The sequence below is a fragment of the Alistipes sp. HGB5 genome, from assembly GCF_000183485.2.
Taxonomy (GTDB): Bacteria; Bacteroidota; Bacteroidia; order Bacteroidales; family Rikenellaceae; genus Alistipes; species Alistipes finegoldii.
On the sequence record NZ_AENZ01000086.1, the window covers coordinates 22,339 to 41,771 of the forward strand.

Genomic DNA, 19,433 nt, shown 5'->3' on the forward strand with positions numbered 1-19,433 from the left:
TCCGTCAGTTTTCGATGATTTCGCCCGGCGCCGGCGGGTCGGTGAGCTCGATGTCGCGTTCGCGCAGCCGCTCGACGATGGCCGAGTGGGTGGTGCGGCGGTAACGCTGTTCCTGCAGGCGGATCGAGCGTTCGCGCAGTATCTGCACTTCGCGTTCGAGACGCGAGTACTTCATGTCCAGATGCAGGGTGGTGAACATCACGGCGATGCTCAAAAAGAACATGCCCGCGATCGAGAGCATGTAGGGATAGTATTTCGAGACTCCCTCGTGGACGAGGATCGTACCTGAGAAGAGCTGCCAGAAGGTGCTGGCCTTGCGGCGGCGCTCCCGGCGCTGGCGCTCCTCCTCTTCGGCCTTCTCCTCCTCTTCGCGTTCCATGTCGGCGCGGATGTCCTCGTCGGCTTCGCCCCGCTCGATGCGCAGCACTTCGCGCCGCACGCGGCGGGCGAATTCCTCCTCCTGCCTGCGGCGGGCCTCCTCTTCGGGGGTTACCGGGTCGAATTCGTGGTCCTTGAACATCCTTCTCTGCTGCTTTTGTCGTTGAATGATTCGCGGCGGCCTCCGCCCTCCGTTATTCGTTCTCCCGTTTTGCGGCCGCGCGCAGCTTGGCCGAGCGCGACCGGGGGTTGCGTTCCAACTCTTCGGCCGTGGGGACCACGGCCTTGCGCGTTATGATCTCGAACGGCGTGAGGGCGCGTCCGAAAAAGTCTTTTTCCACCGAGCCTGAGAAATTTCCGCTGCGCAGGAAGTTCTTGACCAGCCGGTCTTCGAGCGAGTGGTACGAGATGACGACCAGCCGCCCGCCGGGACGCAGTACCTTGAGACTCTGCTCCAGCGCCATTTTGAGCGCCTCCATTTCGCCGTTGACCTCGATGCGCAGCGCCTGAAAAAGCTTGGTCAGGAACTTCGACTCGTCTTTTTTCGGGGTGCAGGGCTTCACGGCCTCGACCAGCTGCGCCGTGGTCTCGATCGGTGCGGCTTCCCGTGCCCGGACGATGCAGTTGGCGATTTTCCACGGGGTCTCCAGCTCGCCCCACTCTCCCAGCAGGCGCGTCAGCGCGTCGGCCGGATAGCCGTTCACGACGCGGGCCGCCGTCAGCGCGCCCCGCTGGTTCATGCGCATGTCCAGCGGCGCTTCGCCCCGGAACGAGAAACCCCGCTCTACGGCGTCGAAATGGTGCGACGAGACGCCCAGATCGGCCAAAATGCCGTCCACCTGCTCCACCTCCCGCAGCCGCAGCGCCCCGCGCAGAAAGCGGAAGTTGCTCTCGACGTAGTGGAACCGCCCGTCGTCGGGACAGTTCGCGCGCGTGTCGCGGTCCTGATCGAAAGCGTAGAGTCTCCCGCCGGGACCCAGCTTTTCGAGGATGCGGCGCGAATGGCCGCCCCCGCCGAAAGTGAGGTCCACGTAAGTGCCCGCAGGGTCTACGGCGAGCAGGTCGACGGACTCCTTCAGAAGGACAGGTGTATGATACTGAGACATATTCGTTGCTGACAAGGTCGATTTGGGTGTAAAGTTAGGGATTTTTCGAAAAAGAATACCTATATTTGTGGATATAATTTTTTGTACGTCTTTATGCCCAGAATAGATATCGGAGCGGTACTTGCCGACAAAGCCCCGCGGCTGGCCCGCTGGATTCCCGGCTTCGTCATCGGCTGGCTCCGCCGCACGATTCACGAGTCGGAGATCAATTATATCCTCGAACACTACTGGAACCTGCCCCCGCAGGAGTTTATCCGCGCCTGCTTCAGGGAGTGGCAGGTGACCTATACGGTCGAGGGGCTCGAAAAGCTCGATCCCAAGGGCCGCTATCTGTTCGCCGCGAACCATCCTTTCGGGGGAATGGACGGCATGATGCTCGCCGACAAGCTGATAGACCGCTTCGGCGACGCCCGCGTGGTGGTCAACGACCTGCTGATGCACCTCGAACCGCTGCGTCCGCTATGGATTCCGGTGAACAAGCACGGTTCGCAGAACAGCGCCTACGCCCGCAAATTCGACGAGGAGTTCGTCGGCGAAGTGCCGATCCTGACCTTCCCGGCGGGGCTCTGCTCGCGCTGCATCGGGGGCGAGGTGACCGACCTGCCGTGGAAAACCAACTTCCTGAAAAAGGCCTACGCTTCGCAGCGCGAGATCGTGCCGGTGTTCGTCGAAGGACGGCTGTCGAACTTCTTCTACCGCGTGGCCCGGCTGCGCGTGATGCTGGGGCTGAAGCTCAATATCGAGATGCTTTGGCTGCCCGACGAAATGTTTTCCCAAAAGGGCCGGCACTTCCGCATTTTCGTGGGCGACCCGATTCCCGTCTCCGAGCTGCAGCGTTACGGCGGACTCCGCGAGCAGGCCGAATTCGTACGCAAAAAGGCGTATTTTTTGGAAAATATGCTCGCGCCGGAACCGGAAAAACGCTAAAATCGGTATTTTTGCCCCAGTTATATGCAACAGAGACAGATGGAAGCCATCATACCTCCCGTTGAAAGGGAACAGCTCCGCGCCGAACTGACGCCGGAGCGCAAGGCCCGCGATACGAAGAAGGCCGGGAACGAGATTTATATCTTCTCGGCCGCCGAGTGTCCGTCGCTGATGCGCGAGATCGGCCGCCTGCGCGAAATCGCGTTCCGCGGCGCGGGTGGCGGCACGGGCAAGGAGCTGGACATCGACGCCGAAGATCTGGCCGAGGACGGCTACTACCAGCTGATCGTGTGGGACCCCGCCGCCGAAGAGATCGTCGGCGGCTACCGTTTCATCATCTGCACGGATGAATATCCGCGGCATCTCTCGACCGAACACTATTTCCGCTTCAGCGACAAGTTCCGCCGCAAATACCTGCCCCGCACCATCGAACTGGGCCGTTCGTTCGTGCAGCCCTCCTATCAGGCGCGCGGCAACGCCAAAAGCATCTATGCGCTGGACAACCTCTGGGACGGGCTCGGTGCGCTGATCGTGCTGGACCCCCGCGCCAAATACCTTTTCGGCAAGGTGACGATGTATACGACCTACAAGGCCGTGGCCCGCAACGCCCTGATCTGGTTCCTGCGCCGGTACTTCCCCGACCGGGACAACCTCGTCGAGGGCATCCATCCGCTCCGGCTCGATTTGGACGACCCTTATTATGAGCAGCTCTTCACGGGGCAGACCTATCAGGAGAATTACCGCATTCTGATTCAGAAAATCCGCGAGTTCAACGAGAACATTCCGCCGCTGATCAACGCATACATGAACCTTTCGCCCACGATGCGGGTTTTCGATACGGTGTCGAATCCCGATTTCGGCGGTGTCGAGGAGACGGGCATTCTGGTCACGATACGCGACATCTATCCCGAAAAACGGGAGCGTTATACCCGCTGGCTGGGGTGGCAGGCCAATCTGCAGTACCGCCGCGAGCTTTTCCGCAAACGGGTGCGCGAGCATTTGGACCGGATCAAGAAACGCAAAGGCGAATGACGTCTGCTGCATCGGATAAAAGCCGCACGGCATTCCGTGCGGCTTAATTTTTCAGACGGAAATCGGTCGCGGGATGCAGTAAAAGGGCTTTTGCAGCGTTTATAAGGGCAGTAATGCTAATTTGATTCGCTATGAAAAGATTGTTTTCGGCCCTCCTTTGTCTGGCCCTGATCGCGGGATCGGCGGCGTGCAGCGACGACGAAACGACCCGTCCCGTGCTGGTTGTCAACGCCGGCGAGAGTTTTCTGTCGCTCGACGCACTGGCCCGCGCCGGCAAGATCTCCGTAACTTCGTCGCTGCCGTGGCGCGTGACGGCCGCCGCCGGGGACAAGTGGTTTACGCTCTCCGCCACGGAAGGCCCGGCGGGATATTCCGAGATCGAGGTGACCTTCGACCGGAACGAAGGCCCCGCCCGCAGTGCGCAGCTGGCTTTTGCCAGCGAGGACCTGATCGTGCCGTTCGTCATGTCGCAGAGCGCGCCGAAGGACGGTTACGACGCGCGCCGGATTACTATTTTTATGCCGGATTCGGCACGATGCCGCCCTCTATGCCGGATTGCATGTGCTGTCCCACGACAAACCGAGTTATTTCTATTATACGCGTTCGAGAACGTTCGACCCGGATAAGTTCCCGCCGCATGTCAAAGTCACGACGGCGGCCGACCGGACCTCGGATGCCACCGAAGCCGAAAAGGACGCGATGTGCCGCGAAATGAAACGGCGTGTTCTGGAGATCAACAAGGCCGATCCGACGGCCGTCTTCAGTCTCTATGTGGACGACCTGCGCTGCCGTCTGGGTTACGACTGGTTCGTGGCGCAGGGAATCGACTCCGCGCGGGTGAAGGTGAGCCTGCTTTCGGACGGAACGGCGACATACAACAACTTTTACAACTATTTCGGCGATCCGGCCACGGCTCAGCAGAACTGGGAAACCTATGCCGCGGAGGTCGAGGCGCTCGACTGGAATCACGGGGGACGTTATCCCGAAACCCGTGCCGAGTTCGAACTCGAATCGTGGACGTGGCCTTACTACCTCGCGACCCGTCCCGGCTATCGCTTGGTGATGCAGAACGGGGCGCTGCTCGAAAGCTCCTGCCCGTTCATTACCGACAAACTTCGTGAAATGCAGATCGAAGATATTCAGCCCTACGAGATGCTGTCGGCACTGTCCGAATCGGCCCGCAGGCTGTTCTACGACATGGCGGGCTTCGATTACGACAAATTCGCCGCCCTGTTCGACGCTTCTCCCAAAGGCAACCTGATCATCATCGGAACGAGCCATCAGAACGCCGCGAGCGAACAGCAGCAGCGCGATTACGTGGCGCGGATCGTCGGACAGTACGGCGCAGCGTACGACATTTTCTTCAAGCCTCATCCCGCCGACACCTCTTCGGCGTCGTACGAAACCGACTTTCCGGGTCTGACGCTGCTTCCCGGTCAGATGCCGTTCGAGATTTTCGTCTGGTCGCTGATGGATCACGTCGATATGATCGGCGGTTATCCCTCGACGGTTTTCCTGACGGTGCCCGTCGATAAGGTGCGGTTCATCTTCGCTCCGGATGCCGAGAGTCTGGTGCGCCCGCTCAACCTGCTGTTCCGCGACGCGGCGAACGTCGAGTGGATGCAGTAAAGACTCTTCTGCGGATGTGGTTCCTGCGGATATGGAAACAGCCGGTCATGCGACCGGCTGTTTTGTTTGCGGGCGTGCTGCCTGCCTTTTTCGGGTCTTGTCCCGTTTGTCTTGGTTGTCCGTCCCCTCCGTTCCCGGCGGCAGCTTACCGCGAGGCGGCCAGCGACGAGGGAGTCACGCCCTCGGAGTTTTTGGCCCAGTCGCCGCGGGCGCGGAGCACCTGCTCGACGATGTCGCGCACGGCCCCTTCGCCGCCCTTGAATTCGGAGACGTAACGCGACGCTTCGATCACTTCGGCGGCTGCGTCGGCCGGGCAGACCGGGATGCCCACTTCGCGCATGCACTCCAGATCGGGGATGTCGTCGCCCATGTAGATTGCGTTCCGGGGGTCGATGCCCTCCTCGGCGAAGTATTCGTGCAGGGCGCTGATCTTGTCCATGCAGTCGATGTAGGCCCGCGTGACGCCCAGCATCTTCAGCCGGTTTTCGAGGGTCTTGCCGCGTCCTCCGGTGATGATGCAGACCTTGTAGCCCATTTTGATCGCGTAGGCCAGCGCATAGCCGTCCTTGGCGTTGTAGCGGCGGATGAAGTCGCCGTCGAGTGTGGGGATGATGCCGCCGTCGGTCATCACGCCGTCCACGTCGAAGACGAAGGCTTCGGTGCGCGCTATATCTTCTTTGAAGTTTCCCATATGCTGTTGCTTATGATTGAATAGATGTTCTTGAGTTGCAGGTCGTCGTCGAGCAGGGCGCAGTGGCGGGCGCGGGTTCCGGTGTCGTTGCGCACGGCGGGACCTGTCTGCACGTCGGCCGGGGAGGCCGCGTCGAGCGCCTTGGCGGCGGTCTGGGCGATCAGCGGCTTGAGCACGTCGAACGGAAGTCCCGCACTGCCGGCGATGCGCTCTGCGACGGCGTACATGTGATTGACGAAATTGCAGGCGAAAACCGCCGCGAGATGCGCTTTTGCCCGGCAGGCCGAGTCGGCCCAGATCACCGTGCGCGAGAGACGGCGGGCGAAGGCTTCCAGCTCCGGGCGCAGGGCTTCGTCGTCGGTTTCGAGAAAGACGGGAATCTGCGAAAAATCCACTTCGCGGCCCTTGGTGAAGGTCTGGAGGGGATAGAAGACGGCCCGGCGCGTCGTGGGGCGGTCGGGCAGGGCTTCGAGCGGCACGCTTCCGGCGGTGTGGGCCACGACGGCCCCCGCGGGAATGGGCAGCGAAGCGGCCGCTTCCGCTACGGCCCGGTCGCTTACTGCGATCAGGTAGATGTCGGCTTCGGCCAGCCCGGCCGGGTCCGAGGTCCATTGGGTGCCGGCGAGTGCGGCGACCGTCTTTCCGCGCTGGGCGTTGCGGGCGAAGAGCTGTACGAGTTTCAGGCCGCTTCGGGCGACGGCCTGCGCCAATGCTTCCGCGAGGTTGCCGCTTCCGATGATTACTGCGCGTTCCATAAGTTTCTTTGTCGTTTCGTTAAAGCAGGTCCACCAGCCGCACGTTGTCCTGCGATTTGCGGGCCGTTTCCTTCAGGTTCTCCAACTCCCGGTCGATGCGGGTCAGTTCGGCGTTGCGGGCCAGATCGACGGTCGTCTGCCCCGACGCTTCGACCGCTTCGAGCACCCCGTAGACGGTCAGCGTCCCGGTGTCGTGCGCCGGGGCGAAGGCCACTTCGCGTTCGCCGTCGCCCGAAGGCACGGCGATGAGCTGTCCGGCCTGCACGAGCTGGTAGAGTACGTCGTTGACGATGCGCGTGGGCAGTCCGAGCCGTGCGCGGATCACGTCGGCGGGCGTTGCACCGCCCTTTTCGCGGAAGTGCCGCACCACGGAGAGCATCACGGCCAGCAGGATCTTGCGCCGCTGGTCGTAGCTTATCAGCAGCGATTCGCGCTCCTCGCCGAAGCGGGCGATATTCTGGTAGGCGAACGACAGCTCGCCGCCGAACAGCAGGATCTGCCACGAGGTCTGGAGCCAGATCAGCAGCAGCGGAAGGGCCGCGAAACTGCCGTAGATGGCGTTATAGGAGGTCATCCACCGCTGAATGTAGATATAGCCCCACTGAAAGAGCAGGAAGAGCGTGCCGGCGACGATGCCCGCCATCAGCGCGCTCTTGAATTTGACTTTGGTGTTGGGGATGATGATATACAGGATGGTGAACATCACCCAGATGATGAACATCGACGCGAAGCGCGAGAGCAGGTCGAAATACCAGCTGCCGTCGAATCCCAGCAGCTGCTGGGTGTAGTTGCCTACGGCATTGGCCACGACCCACAGCACCGGAACGATCATCACCACGGCGATATAGTCGGTGTACTGGCGCGTCACGCTGCGTTCGACCTTGACCTCCCAGATGTTGTTGAAGGCGCTTTCGATCGAGCCGAAGACCCGGATTATGGCCCAGAAGAGCATCACCAGCGCCACGGCCGCCACCACGCCGCCCTGCGTGCGGGCCAGCGCCTTTTCGGCGAAACCGACGACGTAGTCGATGATTTCGGGGTTCTGCGGGAAGAGGGCGTAGAGGTTGTCGATCAGTCCGTCGGCCAGTCCGAAGCCCTTGACCACGGCGAAAACCACCGCTACGATCGGCACCAGCGACATCAGCGTATAGAATGTGAGGGCCGCGCTGCGGACGATCATGCCGTGTTCCAGCAGGCCCCGCGCCGTGTAGAACAGCAGGCGGTACTGCTGTACGAGCCACCGGATGACCGGGTTGCGCCATTCGTTGATGTCGCGCCGGAAGATCGTGTCGGTGAAGTAGGTGAATATCTCGCTGATTTTCATAGGCTGTTACGATTCCTGCAAACGGACTGCGCGCCGAACGCCGCCGGGCGCATTCCGATATGCTGCAAATATAGCTATTTCAACCGGACCGCCCAAAATCCGTTTCCGATTTTGGTGAAGGCCAGCCGCACGTCGGCTCCCGCGTGCACGCCCAGCCGCCGGGCCAGCTCCTCGGCTCCGAACGGGAAGTCGCGTTTCATCAGCTCGGCTCCGGCTCCTTTCAGGCTGCGTTTCAGCCGCCGCGGGTCGTACGGTTCGATGCTTTCGACTGCGAATACCTTGCCGATTACCTCCTGCGGCTCTTCGGCGGCGAATCCGTAGCCGTTTTCGCTCCAGATGTCGGCCTTGCCGCGCAGGTGGAGCCGCGCCAGCCGCGCCTTCTGCAGCGCGACGTCGGGCACGACCAGCCAGCGGTAGCGCGACGGGTCGAAGGTGTCGGGTGCGGGCGGCGGCGTCTGGCCGGGGGTGGCCGTGAAACTGCCGCGGCCGAGCGCCGTCGCCGTGAGGGCGGGACCCGTGCCGTCGGCGTAGACGAGCACCTCCTTGCACTCGTCGCCGAGCGAGACGACCTCCACGCGGCTGTCGGGAAAGAGCCGCAGGGCTTCGTCCACGTCGAACAGCGGCGAGTTCTTGATGCACAGACGCCCTGACGCGCGCGCGATAAGCGGCATCAGGGCGGTGACGTCGGGCGAGCACGCTTCGAGCCGCACCAGCTTGCGGCCGTCGGCCGAGCGGCGGTCGGGGTCGGCGAAAATCCAGTCGAAGCGCAGTCCGGGCCGTTGCAGATACTCCTCGGCCGAGGTGTGGACGACCTCTATGTTGGCGGCTTGGAGCCGCCGGAAGTTTTCGGCGGCGATACGGGCCAGCGTTTCGCTGCGTTCGAGCGTCACCACGCGCCGGAAACGGCGGCTCAGGAAAAGCGCATCGACGCCCAGTCCGCAGGTGAGGTCCAGCGCCGTGTCGCCGTCGATCCGTTTGTGCGCCGCACACGCCTCGCTCGACGCCTGCTCGAAGGCCAGCGGCGGGAGTATGCACTGCGCGGCGGCATACGACGGCAGTTTCGATGCCGCCCGCGCGAGGTATTTGACCTGCGTGGCGACCAGCCGCGCGTGGGGCACGGTGCGGTCGAGGGCCACGTCCAGCGGATCGCGGCCGCGGGAGACGGCAATGGCCCGCTGCACTTCGTCCGTAAGCAGCAGTTCGTATTCTTCGGGGGTCATCATGCGGGCAAATGTACGCTTTTTTTCGGTTCGGCGGACCACGCCGCAACCGTTGCGAGCGTGAAAAAGAGGTAAACGGCCGCCGTCGCCCCTCCGCCGAGGGCGTATTCCGCCGCAGTGCAGGGCAGATCCGCCGTGACGCGCGCCAGCGCGTTGAGTCCTTCGGCCGTGTGCGACAACACGCATTCGAATGCCGGGGCCGCCCATCCGACCGGCAGCAGCATCCAGAGCGCGCCGGCCAGCACTACGACGCTTCCGAGCAGGATCGCTGCCGGATTGACGACGACTCCCGCCAGCGGCACGATGCCGAACGTATGCGATACGAGGGGCGCCGTGGCCAGCGTCGCCGCAAGGCTGACCGCCAGCGCGTCGGTGATCGGATTCAGCGCCCGCCGCCGGGTGCGGAGCCGGCGGCAGAGGGGTACGCCCCATGCGAGGATCGCCGCAACGGCCGCGAACGAAAGCTGGAAGCTGATGTCTCCGAGCCATGCGGGATTCCACAACAGCATGCCGAAGGCGGCCGCGGCGAGGGCGTTCAGGCCGTTGTATTCCGACGCGGAGGCGAGGGCCGACTGGAGCATCGTGAACATCACCGCCGCCCTCACGGCGCTGGGCGGAAATCCCGCCGCGGCGACGTAAATCCAGATGCAGGCCGCCGCCAGCAGGTTGCGCAGCAGATGGCCCCTGCGCAGCAGCGGCAGCCACCACAACAGCAGATTGACCAGTGCGAAGACGATGCCCGTGTGCAGTCCCGATACGGCCAGCAGGTGCGACAGTCCGCTGCGCGAATAGGCCGCGCGCAGTTCGGGCGTGATGCCGCTCCGGTCGCCCGCCGTCATGGCGCGGCAGACGGCACCCGCGTCGCCGGGGATTCTCAGACGGCCCATTCGTTCGGCGGCATGCAGATGCAGGGCCGTATTGCGGGCGGGCAATCGTTCGAGTATGGTTCGCTCCGACAGCCATATCGTTCCCGCGAATCCCCGCCGCGTCATCAGGCGGCGGTAACTCTCCGCGCCGCCGCGCAGCGGCCGGACCGTGCCCCGGCAGCGGAGACGCTCGCCCGGATGCAGGGCCGTTAGGCTGTCGGCATGGAGCGTCACCCGGTCGCCTGCGGGGTGCCACGTGCCGTCGGCCGGGTCGCGCCACGCCGTGACGGTCGCTTCGGCGGAAGCATAGCGGCCCCGGTCGGCGGGGATGCCCTCGACGGAGAGTTCATAGGCCGTGTATACCCCGTAAGGTACCGTGCGTCCGGTATCGCGGAGCTGTGCCGCGCCGAATCCCGCCGTGAAGAGCATGGCGAGGGTGCAGAGCGGCGACCGGAGAAGCAGCGCCGAGACGCCGGAGAGCAAAAAGGTCCCTGCGAGAAACCACAGGGGCAGTGCGAAGCGGTCGGCGGCGAGAATCCCGGCCGCAAACGGCACGACGGCTTTCAGCATCGGCATACGGTCGAGTTTGGCAAGCAGGAATTCGGATTTCATACCTGCAAATATAACAAAAGAGGGCTGTTTTGTGTGCTGTTCGGGCAAAAGGTTTTCATGCGGACGCCGGATCGGGCGGGACTCTCCGCCGCTATTGGCGAAATAGCTCCCAACCCCGCTCCACGTCGTCCATATCGGCCGCCGTGCCGTTTTCCACCCGCGAAATGGCCGCCGCCATGCGGAGCATCGTCGTCCGGTCGCGGGTATCGACCGGCCGGTCGTCGGCAATGCCCACGGCGTCGGCGACTGCGCGGATGTAGATTTCCGTGCGGTTCTCCGAAGGCGGGGCCCAGCGCGAGATCATGCCGCGTATGGTATCCAGACCGTGGCGGATGCGGTAGGTGTCCAAGAGGACGAAGATCGCCCGGTACCCCCACGGCATGGATTCGAACTGCTTGAACGCCGGATCACGCGAGGGCCGCACCTCGCCTTTGTAGCGGACCGCCGACTGCCGGATATTGCCGGGGTTCCGGTTGCTCAGCCCCCTACTCATCGCCCGCCTCTCTCCGGATGCGGCGGCGTACGTAGCGGCGCAGCCAGCGGAACAGCGGGGCGTCGGAGAGCTGCGACGCGTTTTCGAGGAACGACCACAGCTCCACGCCGCACGTGAAGCCCGTGAAGAGCCGCGCGACGTTTAGCCCCATGAAGTCGAGGATGCAGCTGTCGATCATCCACGCCATGGCGATCGCCGTAATGGTGAGGCCCAGCTTGAGGACCGTGCGCCATGCTTCGCGGCTCTCGAAGTACCATGCGCGGCCTTCGCGGCGGGCCGCCGCGCGGCTGGCGGCGACGCCTGACAGGAAGTCGATGCCGATGAAGACCACGGTGCAGGCCACGAGCGGCCCGATCGGGGCGAACAGGGCGGCGATCCCCGCCGCCGCGCCGCTAACGAGTCTGTACAAAGTTTCCATCGGTCGTGCAGCGATTGAGGATGTTCTCGTGCGGGTCGTATTCCGGAAATTCGGCGGCGTGCGTTTCGAGGTGTTCGGCGGCGCGGCGCAACAGCGTCCGGGCCTGACGGCGCAGGCTCCGTTGCAGCTCGCGCAGGGCCTGTGTGCCTGCGGGCTGGTAGGCGGCGGATTTGGGCGCGACGGTGCCGCACTGCCCGGTGCGGACGTCGAGCCGCGGCTGGAGGGCGATGCGCGTGAAAAACGCCGCCGGAGCCGCAAGATATTCGGTCGTGAAGCTGGCATGCGAGCCGGCGAGAAGCTTCTCGTACAGCCGCCGCCCGATGACCGGGACGATGTAGCGCTGTTCGGCCGCGGCGATGTCGCTCTGCGTGACGCTCTCCGGCGCGAGATACTCCCCGTCGGCGAAGGCCAGCGCGACGGCCTGCGCGGGGGTGATAAGTGTGTTCATGGTTGTTGTAATTGAAATGATTTTCGAATAGCGCTGAAAGCGGCGCAGAAGTTCCCGCGGGGCGTCATAGCCACAAACGCGGCAACAGCGTGCCGGTGCGGGAAAAGCAAGACAACCTTTGCGTCATCTTGGTCGCGTGCGGCAACTCCCCGCCGGGGCGGGGATTCAGGGCGGGTCGGACCTGTAAACGACGCCGAAGGCGGCGAACAGAAAGTTTCGAAAGCACCCGGAGAATCAGGTCTTATTCTATACTCCTGATATTATACTTCGTGATCTCGGACAGAAACGCCTGCTGGCGCTCGTCTTCGGGATCATACTCCAGTCCGTCGGCCTTGCGGGCCTCCCAGACCTTCATGTAGATCGGCTTGGAGCGTGTCGGCGGGCGGTTTACGATTTGCAGCGACGACGTGTCGAATCCCGATACGGAGGTCAGGAGCTGGCGGATCGGCTCGGTCAGTTCGGCCTGCTCGCCGAGGATGACCGTGTTGAGGGCCACTTCGTACTCGTGCAGGATGCGTTCGGCGCTGAATCCCGAAGCATATTCCAGTCCGCTCAGGGTCCGGAACCACGAGTGGGCCACGACAATGTCCGACACGGCCTGCTCGTGCAGCGCCTGCCAGTCGCCCTCGTTCTGCGATGCGATCGGAATGAAACGCGAATTGTCGTTCTGCTCGCCGCCGTCGCGGATGACGAACATCACCTGTCCGGGGTTGCCCGCGAATTTCTGCTCGGCCAGTCGTACGATGCGTTCGGCTTCGGCTTCGCTGTCCACCGAGCTGTCGAGCATCATCACGCCGGAGAGCTGGAACGAGTTGTCGAGCCGCGAGATATTCCACTTGTCGGTCTTGTAGGCGATGGCCGAGACGTTGAACCCCGCGATGTAGGGCGGCACGCCGTAATGTTCGAACGTCGGTTCGTAGTCCTTGTAGTGGATCACGGCGCGCAGCGTGCCGTCGGACTGCTCTTCGAATGCCGGGTAGAGGGGCAGGGTCCGCGCTTCGGTGGCTTTGAACGCCGTCCAGTCGTGGTGGAGCAGGACGTGGGCCGAGTCGCGGGCCAGCCGGCAGCGCGAGGCGTCCTGATGGTGCAGCGAAAGGAACGTATGCCCGGCGTCGGTCACCGCTTCGAGAAATGCGTTGCCGAAGAGCGCCTTGTCGAACGCCAGTTTGTTGAGCACCTGCCGCAGGCTCTCCCCGTCGCCGTTTACGTGGCGCAGGAAGGCCGCGAGCCGGGGCTGCTGCGCCTCGTCGCACGTGAAGCCCTTGCCCGAAATGTAGTCGGCCTTGTCGTTGATGATGCGGCGGTGGGTCACCGAACGGCGGGCCATCAGCGCCAGCGCGTTGGGAAAGAGGTTGTCGTCGCCCCAGCGCCAGAACGCGTCGCTTTCGACACGTCCCGCGCCGAGCGTGATGTAGGGATCGGCCGTGCGGTTGTTCACCGCGACGGCCGGTTTGATTTTGTGCTTTTTGCTCATGGTTCCTGTTGTTTGAGTTCCGGGGCCGGGTCGGCGTCCTCGCAGGTGAGGGTCACGACGACCGGCGTGCCGTCGAGGGGCTTTACGCCCGATTCGTTGCTCACCGAGCCGAGCCGCAGGGGTTGTTCCGTCCCCAGCCGGGCCGACCAGCCGATCAGCAGCCGTTCGCCCGATGCGGCCGTGACGGTTGCGATCAGCCCCTCGGTCGCGGCCGTGCGGCGGAATGCCGGGTCGAAAAGCGTGCGGGCCGCTTCGCGGCTGACGACGAGCTTCAGCGTATGACGCACGCGATGCGGTCCGGCTTGGGTGTCGCTCAGCTCGGTATAGGAGGAGCGTTGTTCGGCGAGCGGCAGCCGCGTGAGCAGCGTTCCGTCGCGGAACACCGCTTCGGCGCGCCCGTCGGCCCCCAGCGCCGCCCGCAGGAGATTTCCTGCGGGGGTGATTGCGGCGGCCGTGATGCCGCCGGCGGGTTTGCGGGGTGTGGACGCTGTCATTGCTATACCCGGAATGCGTAAGAGAGCATCGTCTCGTCGATCACGTCGCAGCCGGCCATGAAGACGGCGCGCTGGCGGTTCTCCATCAGGTCGGGGTTGTACCACATGCGCACTTCGTTGCCCGGAAAGTCGGACGTATTGACGGCCAGTACGAGGTTGCGGCGGTCGGTCAGCAGGCAGAACGACTTGTGGAGCGAGGTGTCGGCCAGATAGGCCCCCAGACGGACGTCAACGAGCGGGATGCCGTGGTAGGCCAGTCCCTGACGGCCGTTGGTGCTTTCGGCGTAGGCCGCGTCGGCGCCCTTGCTGTCGAGGTACTTTTCGTAGGCGTAGTAGAGATCCGAGGTGACGAAGAAGGCGAGCTGGCCTTCGGCTTTGCGGTCCTTGATACGTTCGTCGGCGTTCTGCCAGAGGTCGTCGAGGATCGCGACGATCTTTTCGGGATTGGCGAAGTCGGCGGCTTCGTAGACCGAATTGTGGAACCGCTCCTGCTCGGCGCCTGCCTTGACGCTTTTGAGGAAGCCGTCGAAGGTGTTGAAGCCCGAAGCGGCCGTCGTGTCGCCGACCCACATCGTGGCGCGGATTCCCTCGGCGATGGCCTGCTTGAAGAGCGAGGTTTCGGCCTGCTCCAGCTCGCTGCCCGTCAGGTCGTCCATATTGACGTCGGCGCGCGCCGCGATTTTCTCGTATACCAGCGAGAAGTAGTCGGCGGCCGAGAATCCCAGCTCGGCCTTCACGCGGCTCAGAGCGATGGTTTTCTGCAGTTTGTTGGCGGCGCTGCCCCCGGACCACCCTGCGGCGGTGTACTTCTGGAGGACGTTGCGTTGCCCTTCCCAGAGCTGGATGGTCGTCGGGACGGGCATGTTGTAGAGGACCCTCACGCCCAGTTCGCCGGCCGAAGGGCCGCTCAGGATGGGACGGAAGAAGATGTTTTCGAGGTCGGAACCGGTGTACTGCTTGGCGTTTTCTAAGAAACTCATGGTTGAAATGATTTTGGTGGTTGTTCGAATGGTCGGGGAGTCTTTTTCTGTGGGACTCTCCCGGTTTTACATGTTGCGCAGACGTTTCGCGTCTTCGGAGTAGGCGCGTTGGTTGGCTGTCCGCACGAGGTCGCCGTAGGAGGGATCCTCGCGGGGCCGGGTTTGCGTGGGGACGACCCGCTGCTGCGCCTGACGCACCGCGGCGGCGGAGCGGCGGAGCAGCTCCCGCTCTTCTCCTTCGGTGTGGAGGACGTTGCGGTCCCGGTCCGCGGGCAGCTGCTCTCCGGCGCTGAGACCGATGCGGACGAACAGGCGTTCCCAGCCGCGGGCGATGTTTCGCGTCAGCGAGGGGGCGCCGCGGCCTGCCGCGTCGGTCACGACGTCGGCCAGACCGGCCGCGACGGCCTCTTCGGGCGACAGCCAGCGGCCGCTGCCGTTGTTCTCGGCCATCAGGGTCTCGAATTCGGCCGCCGGGCGTCCCGAACGGGCGGCGTAGACCGCGGCGATGCGCGTGTCGGTCTGGCGGAGCAGGTCGAGTTTGCCGCTCAGCTCCGCAGCGTTGCCTTCGGTGGCGCAGACGGCCGTGTGGATCAGGTAGAGGGCGTTGGCCGATATTTCGCGGCAGCCGGGCGAAGCGGCCTGCGCGATGATGGTCGCCGCAGAGGCGGTGTACCCGTAACAGCGGGTCGTGATGTGTGCGTCGAGCGCCGTCAGCGCGTCGTGGATCAGCAGTGCGTCGTTCACGTCGCCGCCCGTCGAGCGGATGTTGACCACCACTTCGGGCGCGTCGATTTCGGCGATGCGGCGCACGGCGTCGCGGAATTTTTCATAGGTCGCCACGCGGGCTTCGGGTTGGTCGAACTGCCACTCTTCGGGCACGCCGATCGTGCCTTCGATGTCGATGTGGCAGACGCCGGCATTGTTGTCGATTTGAATTTCCGATTTCATGTTTCAGGATTTGTACGAGTTGTAATAGTAGTTGCGGATTTTTTCGTAGGAACAGCAGAACAGTTCGGCCGTGGCGTGCATGGCTTCGCACCGCGGCACGCCCTCTGCGGCCAGCCGTTCGATTTCGCCGCGGATGGCCCGCTGTTCGCAGACCCGCAGGTTGACCAGTCCCAGTTCGAACAGCCGTTCGACGGCCCGTTCGCCCTCCAGCCCGCCGATTTCCCGCAGCAGGATCGCGGCCAGTCGTTTTTTGTGGCGGGTCGTCATGCGTCGGGGAGTTGGGTGAAGGTGCAGCGGACGGAGGCCGCCTGCGGGTCGTAATCTTCCACGGCACGGAGCGCTGCGCGGACCGTCCCTTCGCCCGTGTCGAGCAGGAACGCCGAACGCAGGTCGGGCGCTCCCGTTCCGGGCGTGAAAAGGCTTTCGAATTCGTGGGGCGCGAGCCGCAGCGAGAGGGTGATGCGCCGGCCTGCGGACTCTCGGCCCGTTTGCAGGTCATAATAACGGTGCAGGCCCCGCACGCCGTCGCGGTCCTCGAAGCAGAGCGTGAATCCTGCCGCCGCGCCGTCCCCCGCGAAATGGAACGCCGCGAGGGGATATTCCGCCTGCCCCGACGGAAATCCCCACCGCTCGCCGTCGGGCAGGGGGTGCATGCCCGCGAAGCGTACGATGCGCGGCGTGAAGTTGGTGCCGTCCTCCTGTACGTCGTCGCGGTCTCCGACCTGCATGATTACGGCCGAAGAGGCGTCGGAGTAACCTCCCGCGGTGCTGATCGTGGGGCAGAACAGCGGATTGGCCAGCGTCTTTTCGCCCTCCTTGGCCGCACGGGAGCCCGTCGTGACGCTCCATTGGCCGAAGGGGCTTTCAGCCTCGGCGTCGAAACGGGCCACGGCTCCGTCGCCCGCCAGATAGCGCCATGTGCGGCGTTCGTGGACTTCGGGGGCGATGTCCGCCAGCACCACGGGCTGCGAGAAGTCGGTTTTCGCCCGCCAGTCGGCCGCGGGACCTGCAGCGAAGAAATCGTCCGCCGGTTCGATCCGGACGGTTCTTGTCGCCTGCTCGGTGTGGAAGCGCAGGTTGAAGAGGTGTTGCAGCGCTTCGAGCAGTTCCGACTGCCGGATCCGGTGCCGGGCCACGTCGGCGAACGTGATCGCCGACCCGTATCCGGGCGCCGACGAGAAACGCGGCTGGAGCGAACATTCCTTGTGCAGGGTGAGCGACATGCCCTCCTCGGCCCCGTGGAAGTAAATCCGGTTGAAATATTTGGGTGACGAGGGCGAGAGCCGCTCGGCGGCGGTGCGCACCCGCAGTTCGACGGTGGTCTCTCCCCGCTCGGCGATATACCCGTCGTACAGCGCCCAATCCCCGGCGTACGGCTCCCAGCGGGTGCCGCTGCGGACCTGCAGCACGGGATTCGCCACGCTCCCCGCCGCGGGCGTGACGACCTGCGCCGTGCGGGCGGAGAATTCGGCCCAGAGCGTGTCCGCCGTTCCGTTCTTCGTGTAGTTCAGGCGGTATTGCCGCCCCTCGGCGTGGTCGAAGACGATCGCCGTGTAACTGTGGTTGGGTGCGATTTCGCCGCGGCGGTCTTCGTAGCGGTTGGCCAGCGTGAAACGCATGTCGGCCCCCGTGCCGAAATAGACCGAATCGAACCCTTTGAGCCGCTGGCGGCTCTGGATCACGTGGTCGGTGGTGTACTTCAGGTAATACTCGAATCCCGCGCTCACCTCGGTCCTGGGCGTGAAGACGATATTGCCCCGGTCGAAACCGAAACAGCCGCCGTTGTTGCTCAGGCCGGGAACCGGTTCCCCGTCGGCGTCGGGGGTCTGGGGCGTGGCCGTCTCGACGATGTTCCCCACGGAGTTGAGCGCGGTATTCGGGTTGGCGGCCACGCGGCCCGAATAATCGGCCTTCGCCGTGGCGGACGACAGCCGCCGGGCGAAAAAGCCCATGCGGGCGGCAAGGGCCGCGGTGTCGCGCGAGGCGTATGCGCCGCTCATGTAGAGCGACCGGAACAGGTCCGACTCCATGAATCTGCTTTCGATGCGGTACCCCGCTTCGCCGAAGATCGTTTCGACGAGCGTCGCCACATGCAGGAACGGGTGGTAATCGTCCACCGTCAGGAGCCGCTGGGCGGGGAGCAGGTCCGTCGGGCTGTTGCGCTGCGGGTATTCGTCGCGGCGGATCGGAAAGAACTTCACGGGCGAATCGTCCGTCCAGCCTGCGAGAATCGTCTCCGGAGTCAGGGCCGCCCGGAAATCGACGCCGAGGGCGTTGAACATCCGCCGTGCGGCGTTTTTGGCCCAGCCCGCGCCGCCGTCGCGGATTTCGATCCGGTACCCCTCGTCCGATGCGCTCAGCATCCGTACCGCTCCCTTCAGCATGACGGAACCTTCGGCCGTAAGTTCCGCCGTGTGCGGCGCCGCGTTGAACCGTTCGGCGGTATGCGGATCGCGGGCGAATCCGGCGAGCGCGTCGTTTCGGGGCGTTGCGGGGATGGTCAGCGTCAGCGAACGGCCTTCGCGGGCGGCTTCGACGTCGGCGAGGGCCGCGGCGTCGTACCCCGGTACGGCGATCCGCTCCGTTCCGAGGTCGCACGGCTTTCCGTCGATATTCAGTTCCATGGCATGCGGGTTTTGCGCTTGGGGCGGATTTCGATTTCGAGACAGCTCACCGCTGCGTGGCGGTGTACGACGGCCGCCGGGGTCGTTACGTCGATGGGCGTATATCCCCCGTCCTCCGCCAGCCATACTTCGGGCGAAGCCGTGATCTCGCCGAGGGCTTCGAGTACGGCCCGCGTCTCGTAAGCCGATACGAGCGTGGTCCGCCGTTCGGTGCGGGCCGCCGCCGTCAGGTGGCCGTCGGTCCCGTACGCCCGGTTCTTTACGGTCTCAGCCGTCACCGATTTCTCGATCGGAAAGGTGTAATGCTCGATGCTGCCCGCACTGCTGCGCCATGCGAGCCTGCGGCCGCCGGAGACGGCCGGGACTACCGTGTAGGAGACCGAGCCGCATTTTCCGGCGTCCACGGTCAGCGTTTCGGCGTCCGGAAAATCGCGGGTGTCGAGCCGGAAGACGAGCACTCCACCGCTTTTCGTGCGGTAGCTCTCGGCGGTTGCGGAGTCCCCGGCCTGCGCCGTGACCGTTATCGTGCAGGCTTCGTCGCAGAGCAGCGTCAGCTCGTCGCTTTCGCCCGGCGAGATCGTGCGGACGGAGGGCATGGCCGTCAGCAGGGCGGGGGCCGCGACGATGTTGCGGCGGGGCAGGAACGTGCGTTCCGGGGAGACGGCTTTTTCGCCGTTTGCCGGGGCCGTTTCTCCGGCCGGGGTCATGCCGGCCTCGACGACCGCCGCGATGCAGCGGCCCTCGGCGACGTGGAATCCGGTGCTCCCGGTCACGGGCGAGAAGCGGATGGCGCGGCGCAGGCAGGGCGCGGCGTCGAACGAGACCGACGCGCTTCCTGCGAAACGTCTTGCGCCGATCAGGTCTGCACTTCTGGTGTCGGTGATGCGCAGGTCGATCGTCCCCGCCGCCGCGGCCGTGACCGTGTAGCGAAGCTCTCCGCCGAGCGGGGCGTACTGTTGCGGAATTTGTGTGAATGTCATTGGATCGTGTTTTGAGAGATGTCGTTACGGCGGA

The 19,433-nt window shown here is 64.3% G+C and carries 21 protein-coding genes; 4 read left to right on the forward strand and 17 right to left on the reverse strand.

The genetic code is table 11. The features are described 5' to 3' along the window. Positions 1 to 4: 4 nt before the first annotated feature. Entirely contained in the window at positions 5 to 520 is a 516-nt protein-coding gene (locus HMPREF9720_RS14415; protein WP_009599150.1) for an FtsL-like putative cell division protein, read from the reverse strand. Between the two features lie 52 nt (positions 521 to 572). Then, positions 573 to 1,484 carry a 16S rRNA (cytosine(1402)-N(4))-methyltransferase RsmH gene (rsmH, locus tag HMPREF9720_RS14420; protein ID WP_039940886.1) on the reverse strand — a complete coding sequence of 304 codons (912 nt, stop codon included), beginning with the start codon at positions 1,482 to 1,484 and terminating at the stop codon, positions 573 to 575. A gap of 93 nt (positions 1,485 to 1,577) precedes the next feature. Here rsmH and HMPREF9720_RS14425 point away from each other — a divergent pair, with 93 nt between their 5' ends. The 4 genes from HMPREF9720_RS14425 (at position 1,578) to HMPREF9720_RS14435 (ending at position 5,072) form a co-directional block, all read left to right on the forward strand. Beyond that, positions 1,578 to 2,411 (forward strand): 1-acyl-sn-glycerol-3-phosphate acyltransferase, encoded by an 834-nt coding sequence (locus HMPREF9720_RS14425; RefSeq protein WP_009599104.1) that lies wholly within the window; start codon positions 1,578 to 1,580, stop codon positions 2,409 to 2,411. Positions 2,412 to 2,435: 24 nt separating this feature from the next. Next, positions 2,436 to 3,443, forward strand: a complete 1,008-nt coding sequence (locus tag HMPREF9720_RS14430) for a GNAT family N-acetyltransferase (protein ID WP_009599151.1) — start codon at positions 2,436 to 2,438, stop codon at positions 3,441 to 3,443. A gap of 131 nt (positions 3,444 to 3,574) precedes the next feature. Beyond that, on the forward strand, positions 3,575 to 4,069 hold the full coding sequence (locus HMPREF9720_RS15955; RefSeq protein ID WP_009599138.1) for a BACON domain-containing protein: 495 nt from the start codon (positions 3,575 to 3,577) through the stop codon (positions 4,067 to 4,069). Then, on the forward strand, positions 4,005 to 5,072 hold the full coding sequence (locus HMPREF9720_RS14435) for a sialyltransferase (RefSeq protein ID WP_237958567.1): 1,068 nt from the start codon (positions 4,005 to 4,007) through the stop codon (positions 5,070 to 5,072). The genes HMPREF9720_RS15955 and HMPREF9720_RS14435 overlap by 65 nt, the downstream gene beginning before the upstream one ends. Before the next feature lie 145 nt (positions 5,073 to 5,217). Here HMPREF9720_RS14435 and HMPREF9720_RS14440 read toward each other — a convergent pair whose 3' ends face one another. The 15 genes from HMPREF9720_RS14440 to HMPREF9720_RS14510 form a co-directional block, all read right to left on the reverse strand. Beyond that, complete coding sequence (locus HMPREF9720_RS14440; RefSeq protein WP_009599161.1) at positions 5,218 to 5,763, reverse strand: KdsC family phosphatase; 546 nt, start codon at positions 5,761 to 5,763, stop codon at positions 5,218 to 5,220. Next, positions 5,739 to 6,518, reverse strand: a complete 780-nt coding sequence (locus tag HMPREF9720_RS14445; RefSeq protein WP_009599140.1) for a Rossmann-like and DUF2520 domain-containing protein — start codon at positions 6,516 to 6,518, stop codon at positions 5,739 to 5,741. Before HMPREF9720_RS14445 ends, HMPREF9720_RS14440 begins: the two co-directional genes overlap by 25 nt. A gap of 19 nt (positions 6,519 to 6,537) precedes the next feature. Then, the gene (locus tag HMPREF9720_RS14450) at positions 6,538 to 7,842 is read right to left on the reverse strand and encodes a YhjD/YihY/BrkB family envelope integrity protein (RefSeq protein WP_009599129.1); all 1,305 of its coding nucleotides are present in this window, start codon (positions 7,840 to 7,842) and stop codon (positions 6,538 to 6,540) included. Positions 7,843 to 7,916: 74 nt separating this feature from the next. After that, the gene (locus HMPREF9720_RS14455; protein WP_009599133.1) at positions 7,917 to 9,065 is read right to left on the reverse strand and encodes a THUMP-like domain-containing protein; all 1,149 of its coding nucleotides are present in this window, start codon (positions 9,063 to 9,065) and stop codon (positions 7,917 to 7,919) included. Continuing rightward, positions 9,062 to 10,540, reverse strand: coding sequence for a ComEC/Rec2 family competence protein (locus HMPREF9720_RS14460; RefSeq protein WP_039940888.1), 1,479 nt, complete (start codon positions 10,538 to 10,540; stop codon positions 9,062 to 9,064). The genes HMPREF9720_RS14455 and HMPREF9720_RS14460 overlap by 4 nt, the downstream gene beginning before the upstream one ends. A gap of 91 nt (positions 10,541 to 10,631) precedes the next feature. Continuing rightward, complete coding sequence (locus tag HMPREF9720_RS14465) at positions 10,632 to 11,033, reverse strand: hypothetical protein (RefSeq protein ID WP_009599093.1); 402 nt, start codon at positions 11,031 to 11,033, stop codon at positions 10,632 to 10,634. After that, entirely contained in the window at positions 11,026 to 11,451 is a 426-nt protein-coding gene (locus HMPREF9720_RS14470; RefSeq protein WP_009599089.1) for a phage holin family protein, read from the reverse strand. The genes HMPREF9720_RS14465 and HMPREF9720_RS14470 overlap by 8 nt, the downstream gene beginning before the upstream one ends. Next, positions 11,426 to 11,899 carry a DUF6712 family protein gene (locus HMPREF9720_RS14475; RefSeq protein ID WP_039940890.1) on the reverse strand — a complete coding sequence of 158 codons (474 nt, stop codon included), beginning with the start codon at positions 11,897 to 11,899 and terminating at the stop codon, positions 11,426 to 11,428. The genes HMPREF9720_RS14470 and HMPREF9720_RS14475 overlap by 26 nt, the downstream gene beginning before the upstream one ends. Positions 11,900 to 12,140: 241 nt before the next feature. Further along, complete coding sequence (locus HMPREF9720_RS14480; protein WP_009599110.1) at positions 12,141 to 13,373, reverse strand: phage portal protein; 1,233 nt, start codon at positions 13,371 to 13,373, stop codon at positions 12,141 to 12,143. Beyond that, a complete protein-coding gene (locus tag HMPREF9720_RS14485; protein WP_009599132.1) occupies positions 13,370 to 13,867 on the reverse strand; it encodes a hypothetical protein in 498 nt (165 codons plus the stop codon). Before HMPREF9720_RS14485 ends, HMPREF9720_RS14480 begins: the two co-directional genes overlap by 4 nt. A 2-nt stretch (positions 13,868 to 13,869) precedes the next feature. Then, positions 13,870 to 14,847: a hypothetical protein gene (locus tag HMPREF9720_RS14490; protein ID WP_009599149.1), complete on the reverse strand. Its 978-nt coding sequence runs from the start codon at positions 14,845 to 14,847 to the stop codon at positions 13,870 to 13,872. A 66-nt stretch (positions 14,848 to 14,913) separates the two neighbouring features. Next, on the reverse strand, positions 14,914 to 15,795 hold the full coding sequence (locus tag HMPREF9720_RS14495) for a Clp protease ClpP (protein WP_009599134.1): 882 nt from the start codon (positions 15,793 to 15,795) through the stop codon (positions 14,914 to 14,916). A gap of 3 nt (positions 15,796 to 15,798) precedes the next feature. Continuing rightward, complete coding sequence (locus tag HMPREF9720_RS14500; protein ID WP_009599159.1) at positions 15,799 to 16,062, reverse strand: hypothetical protein; 264 nt, start codon at positions 16,060 to 16,062, stop codon at positions 15,799 to 15,801. Next, on the reverse strand, positions 16,059 to 18,419 hold the full coding sequence (locus tag HMPREF9720_RS14505) for a hypothetical protein (RefSeq protein ID WP_009599148.1): 2,361 nt from the start codon (positions 18,417 to 18,419) through the stop codon (positions 16,059 to 16,061). The genes HMPREF9720_RS14500 and HMPREF9720_RS14505 overlap by 4 nt, the downstream gene beginning before the upstream one ends. Next, on the reverse strand, positions 18,410 to 19,399 hold the full coding sequence (locus HMPREF9720_RS14510) for a hypothetical protein (protein WP_009599106.1): 990 nt from the start codon (positions 19,397 to 19,399) through the stop codon (positions 18,410 to 18,412). Before HMPREF9720_RS14510 ends, HMPREF9720_RS14505 begins: the two co-directional genes overlap by 10 nt. Positions 19,400 to 19,433: the final 34 nt, after the last annotated feature.

Coding starts and splice junctions, on each gene's coding strand:
- HMPREF9720_RS14480 (WP_009599110.1), bottom strand. CDS start 13,373: ATGAGCAAAAAGCACAAAATCAAACCGGCCGTCGCGGTGAACAACCGC.
- HMPREF9720_RS14500 (WP_009599159.1), bottom strand. CDS start 16,062: ATGACGACCCGCCACAAAAAACGACTGGCCGCGATCCTGCTGCGGGAA.
- HMPREF9720_RS14485 (WP_009599132.1), bottom strand. CDS start 13,867: ATGACAGCGTCCACACCCCGCAAACCCGCCGGCGGCATCACGGCCGCC.
- HMPREF9720_RS14510 (WP_009599106.1), bottom strand. CDS start 19,399: ATGACATTCACACAAATTCCGCAACAGTACGCCCCGCTCGGCGGAGAG.
- HMPREF9720_RS14415 (WP_009599150.1), bottom strand. CDS start 520: ATGTTCAAGGACCACGAATTCGACCCGGTAACCCCCGAAGAGGAGGCC.
- HMPREF9720_RS14450 (WP_009599129.1), bottom strand. CDS start 7,842: ATGAAAATCAGCGAGATATTCACCTACTTCACCGACACGATCTTCCGG.
- HMPREF9720_RS14495 (WP_009599134.1), bottom strand. CDS start 15,795: ATGAAATCGGAAATTCAAATCGACAACAATGCCGGCGTCTGCCACATC.
- HMPREF9720_RS14460 (WP_039940888.1), bottom strand. CDS start 10,540: ATGAAATCCGAATTCCTGCTTGCCAAACTCGACCGTATGCCGATGCTG.
- HMPREF9720_RS14465 (WP_009599093.1), bottom strand. CDS start 11,033: ATGAGTAGGGGGCTGAGCAACCGGAACCCCGGCAATATCCGGCAGTCG.
- HMPREF9720_RS14440 (WP_009599161.1), bottom strand. CDS start 5,763: ATGGGAAACTTCAAAGAAGATATAGCGCGCACCGAAGCCTTCGTCTTC.
- HMPREF9720_RS14455 (WP_009599133.1), bottom strand. CDS start 9,065: ATGATGACCCCCGAAGAATACGAACTGCTGCTTACGGACGAAGTGCAG.
- HMPREF9720_RS14505 (WP_009599148.1), bottom strand. CDS start 18,419: ATGGAACTGAATATCGACGGAAAGCCGTGCGACCTCGGAACGGAGCGG.
- HMPREF9720_RS14425 (WP_009599104.1), top strand. CDS start 1,578: ATGCCCAGAATAGATATCGGAGCGGTACTTGCCGACAAAGCCCCGCGG.
- HMPREF9720_RS14490 (WP_009599149.1), bottom strand. CDS start 14,847: ATGAGTTTCTTAGAAAACGCCAAGCAGTACACCGGTTCCGACCTCGAA.
- HMPREF9720_RS14470 (WP_009599089.1), bottom strand. CDS start 11,451: ATGGAAACTTTGTACAGACTCGTTAGCGGCGCGGCGGCGGGGATCGCC.
- HMPREF9720_RS14475 (WP_039940890.1), bottom strand. CDS start 11,899: ATGAACACACTTATCACCCCCGCGCAGGCCGTCGCGCTGGCCTTCGCC.
- HMPREF9720_RS15955 (WP_009599138.1), top strand. CDS start 3,575: ATGAAAAGATTGTTTTCGGCCCTCCTTTGTCTGGCCCTGATCGCGGGA.
- HMPREF9720_RS14430 (WP_009599151.1), top strand. CDS start 2,436: ATGCAACAGAGACAGATGGAAGCCATCATACCTCCCGTTGAAAGGGAA.
- HMPREF9720_RS14445 (WP_009599140.1), bottom strand. CDS start 6,518: ATGGAACGCGCAGTAATCATCGGAAGCGGCAACCTCGCGGAAGCATTG.
- rsmH (WP_039940886.1), bottom strand. CDS start 1,484: ATGTCTCAGTATCATACACCTGTCCTTCTGAAGGAGTCCGTCGACCTG.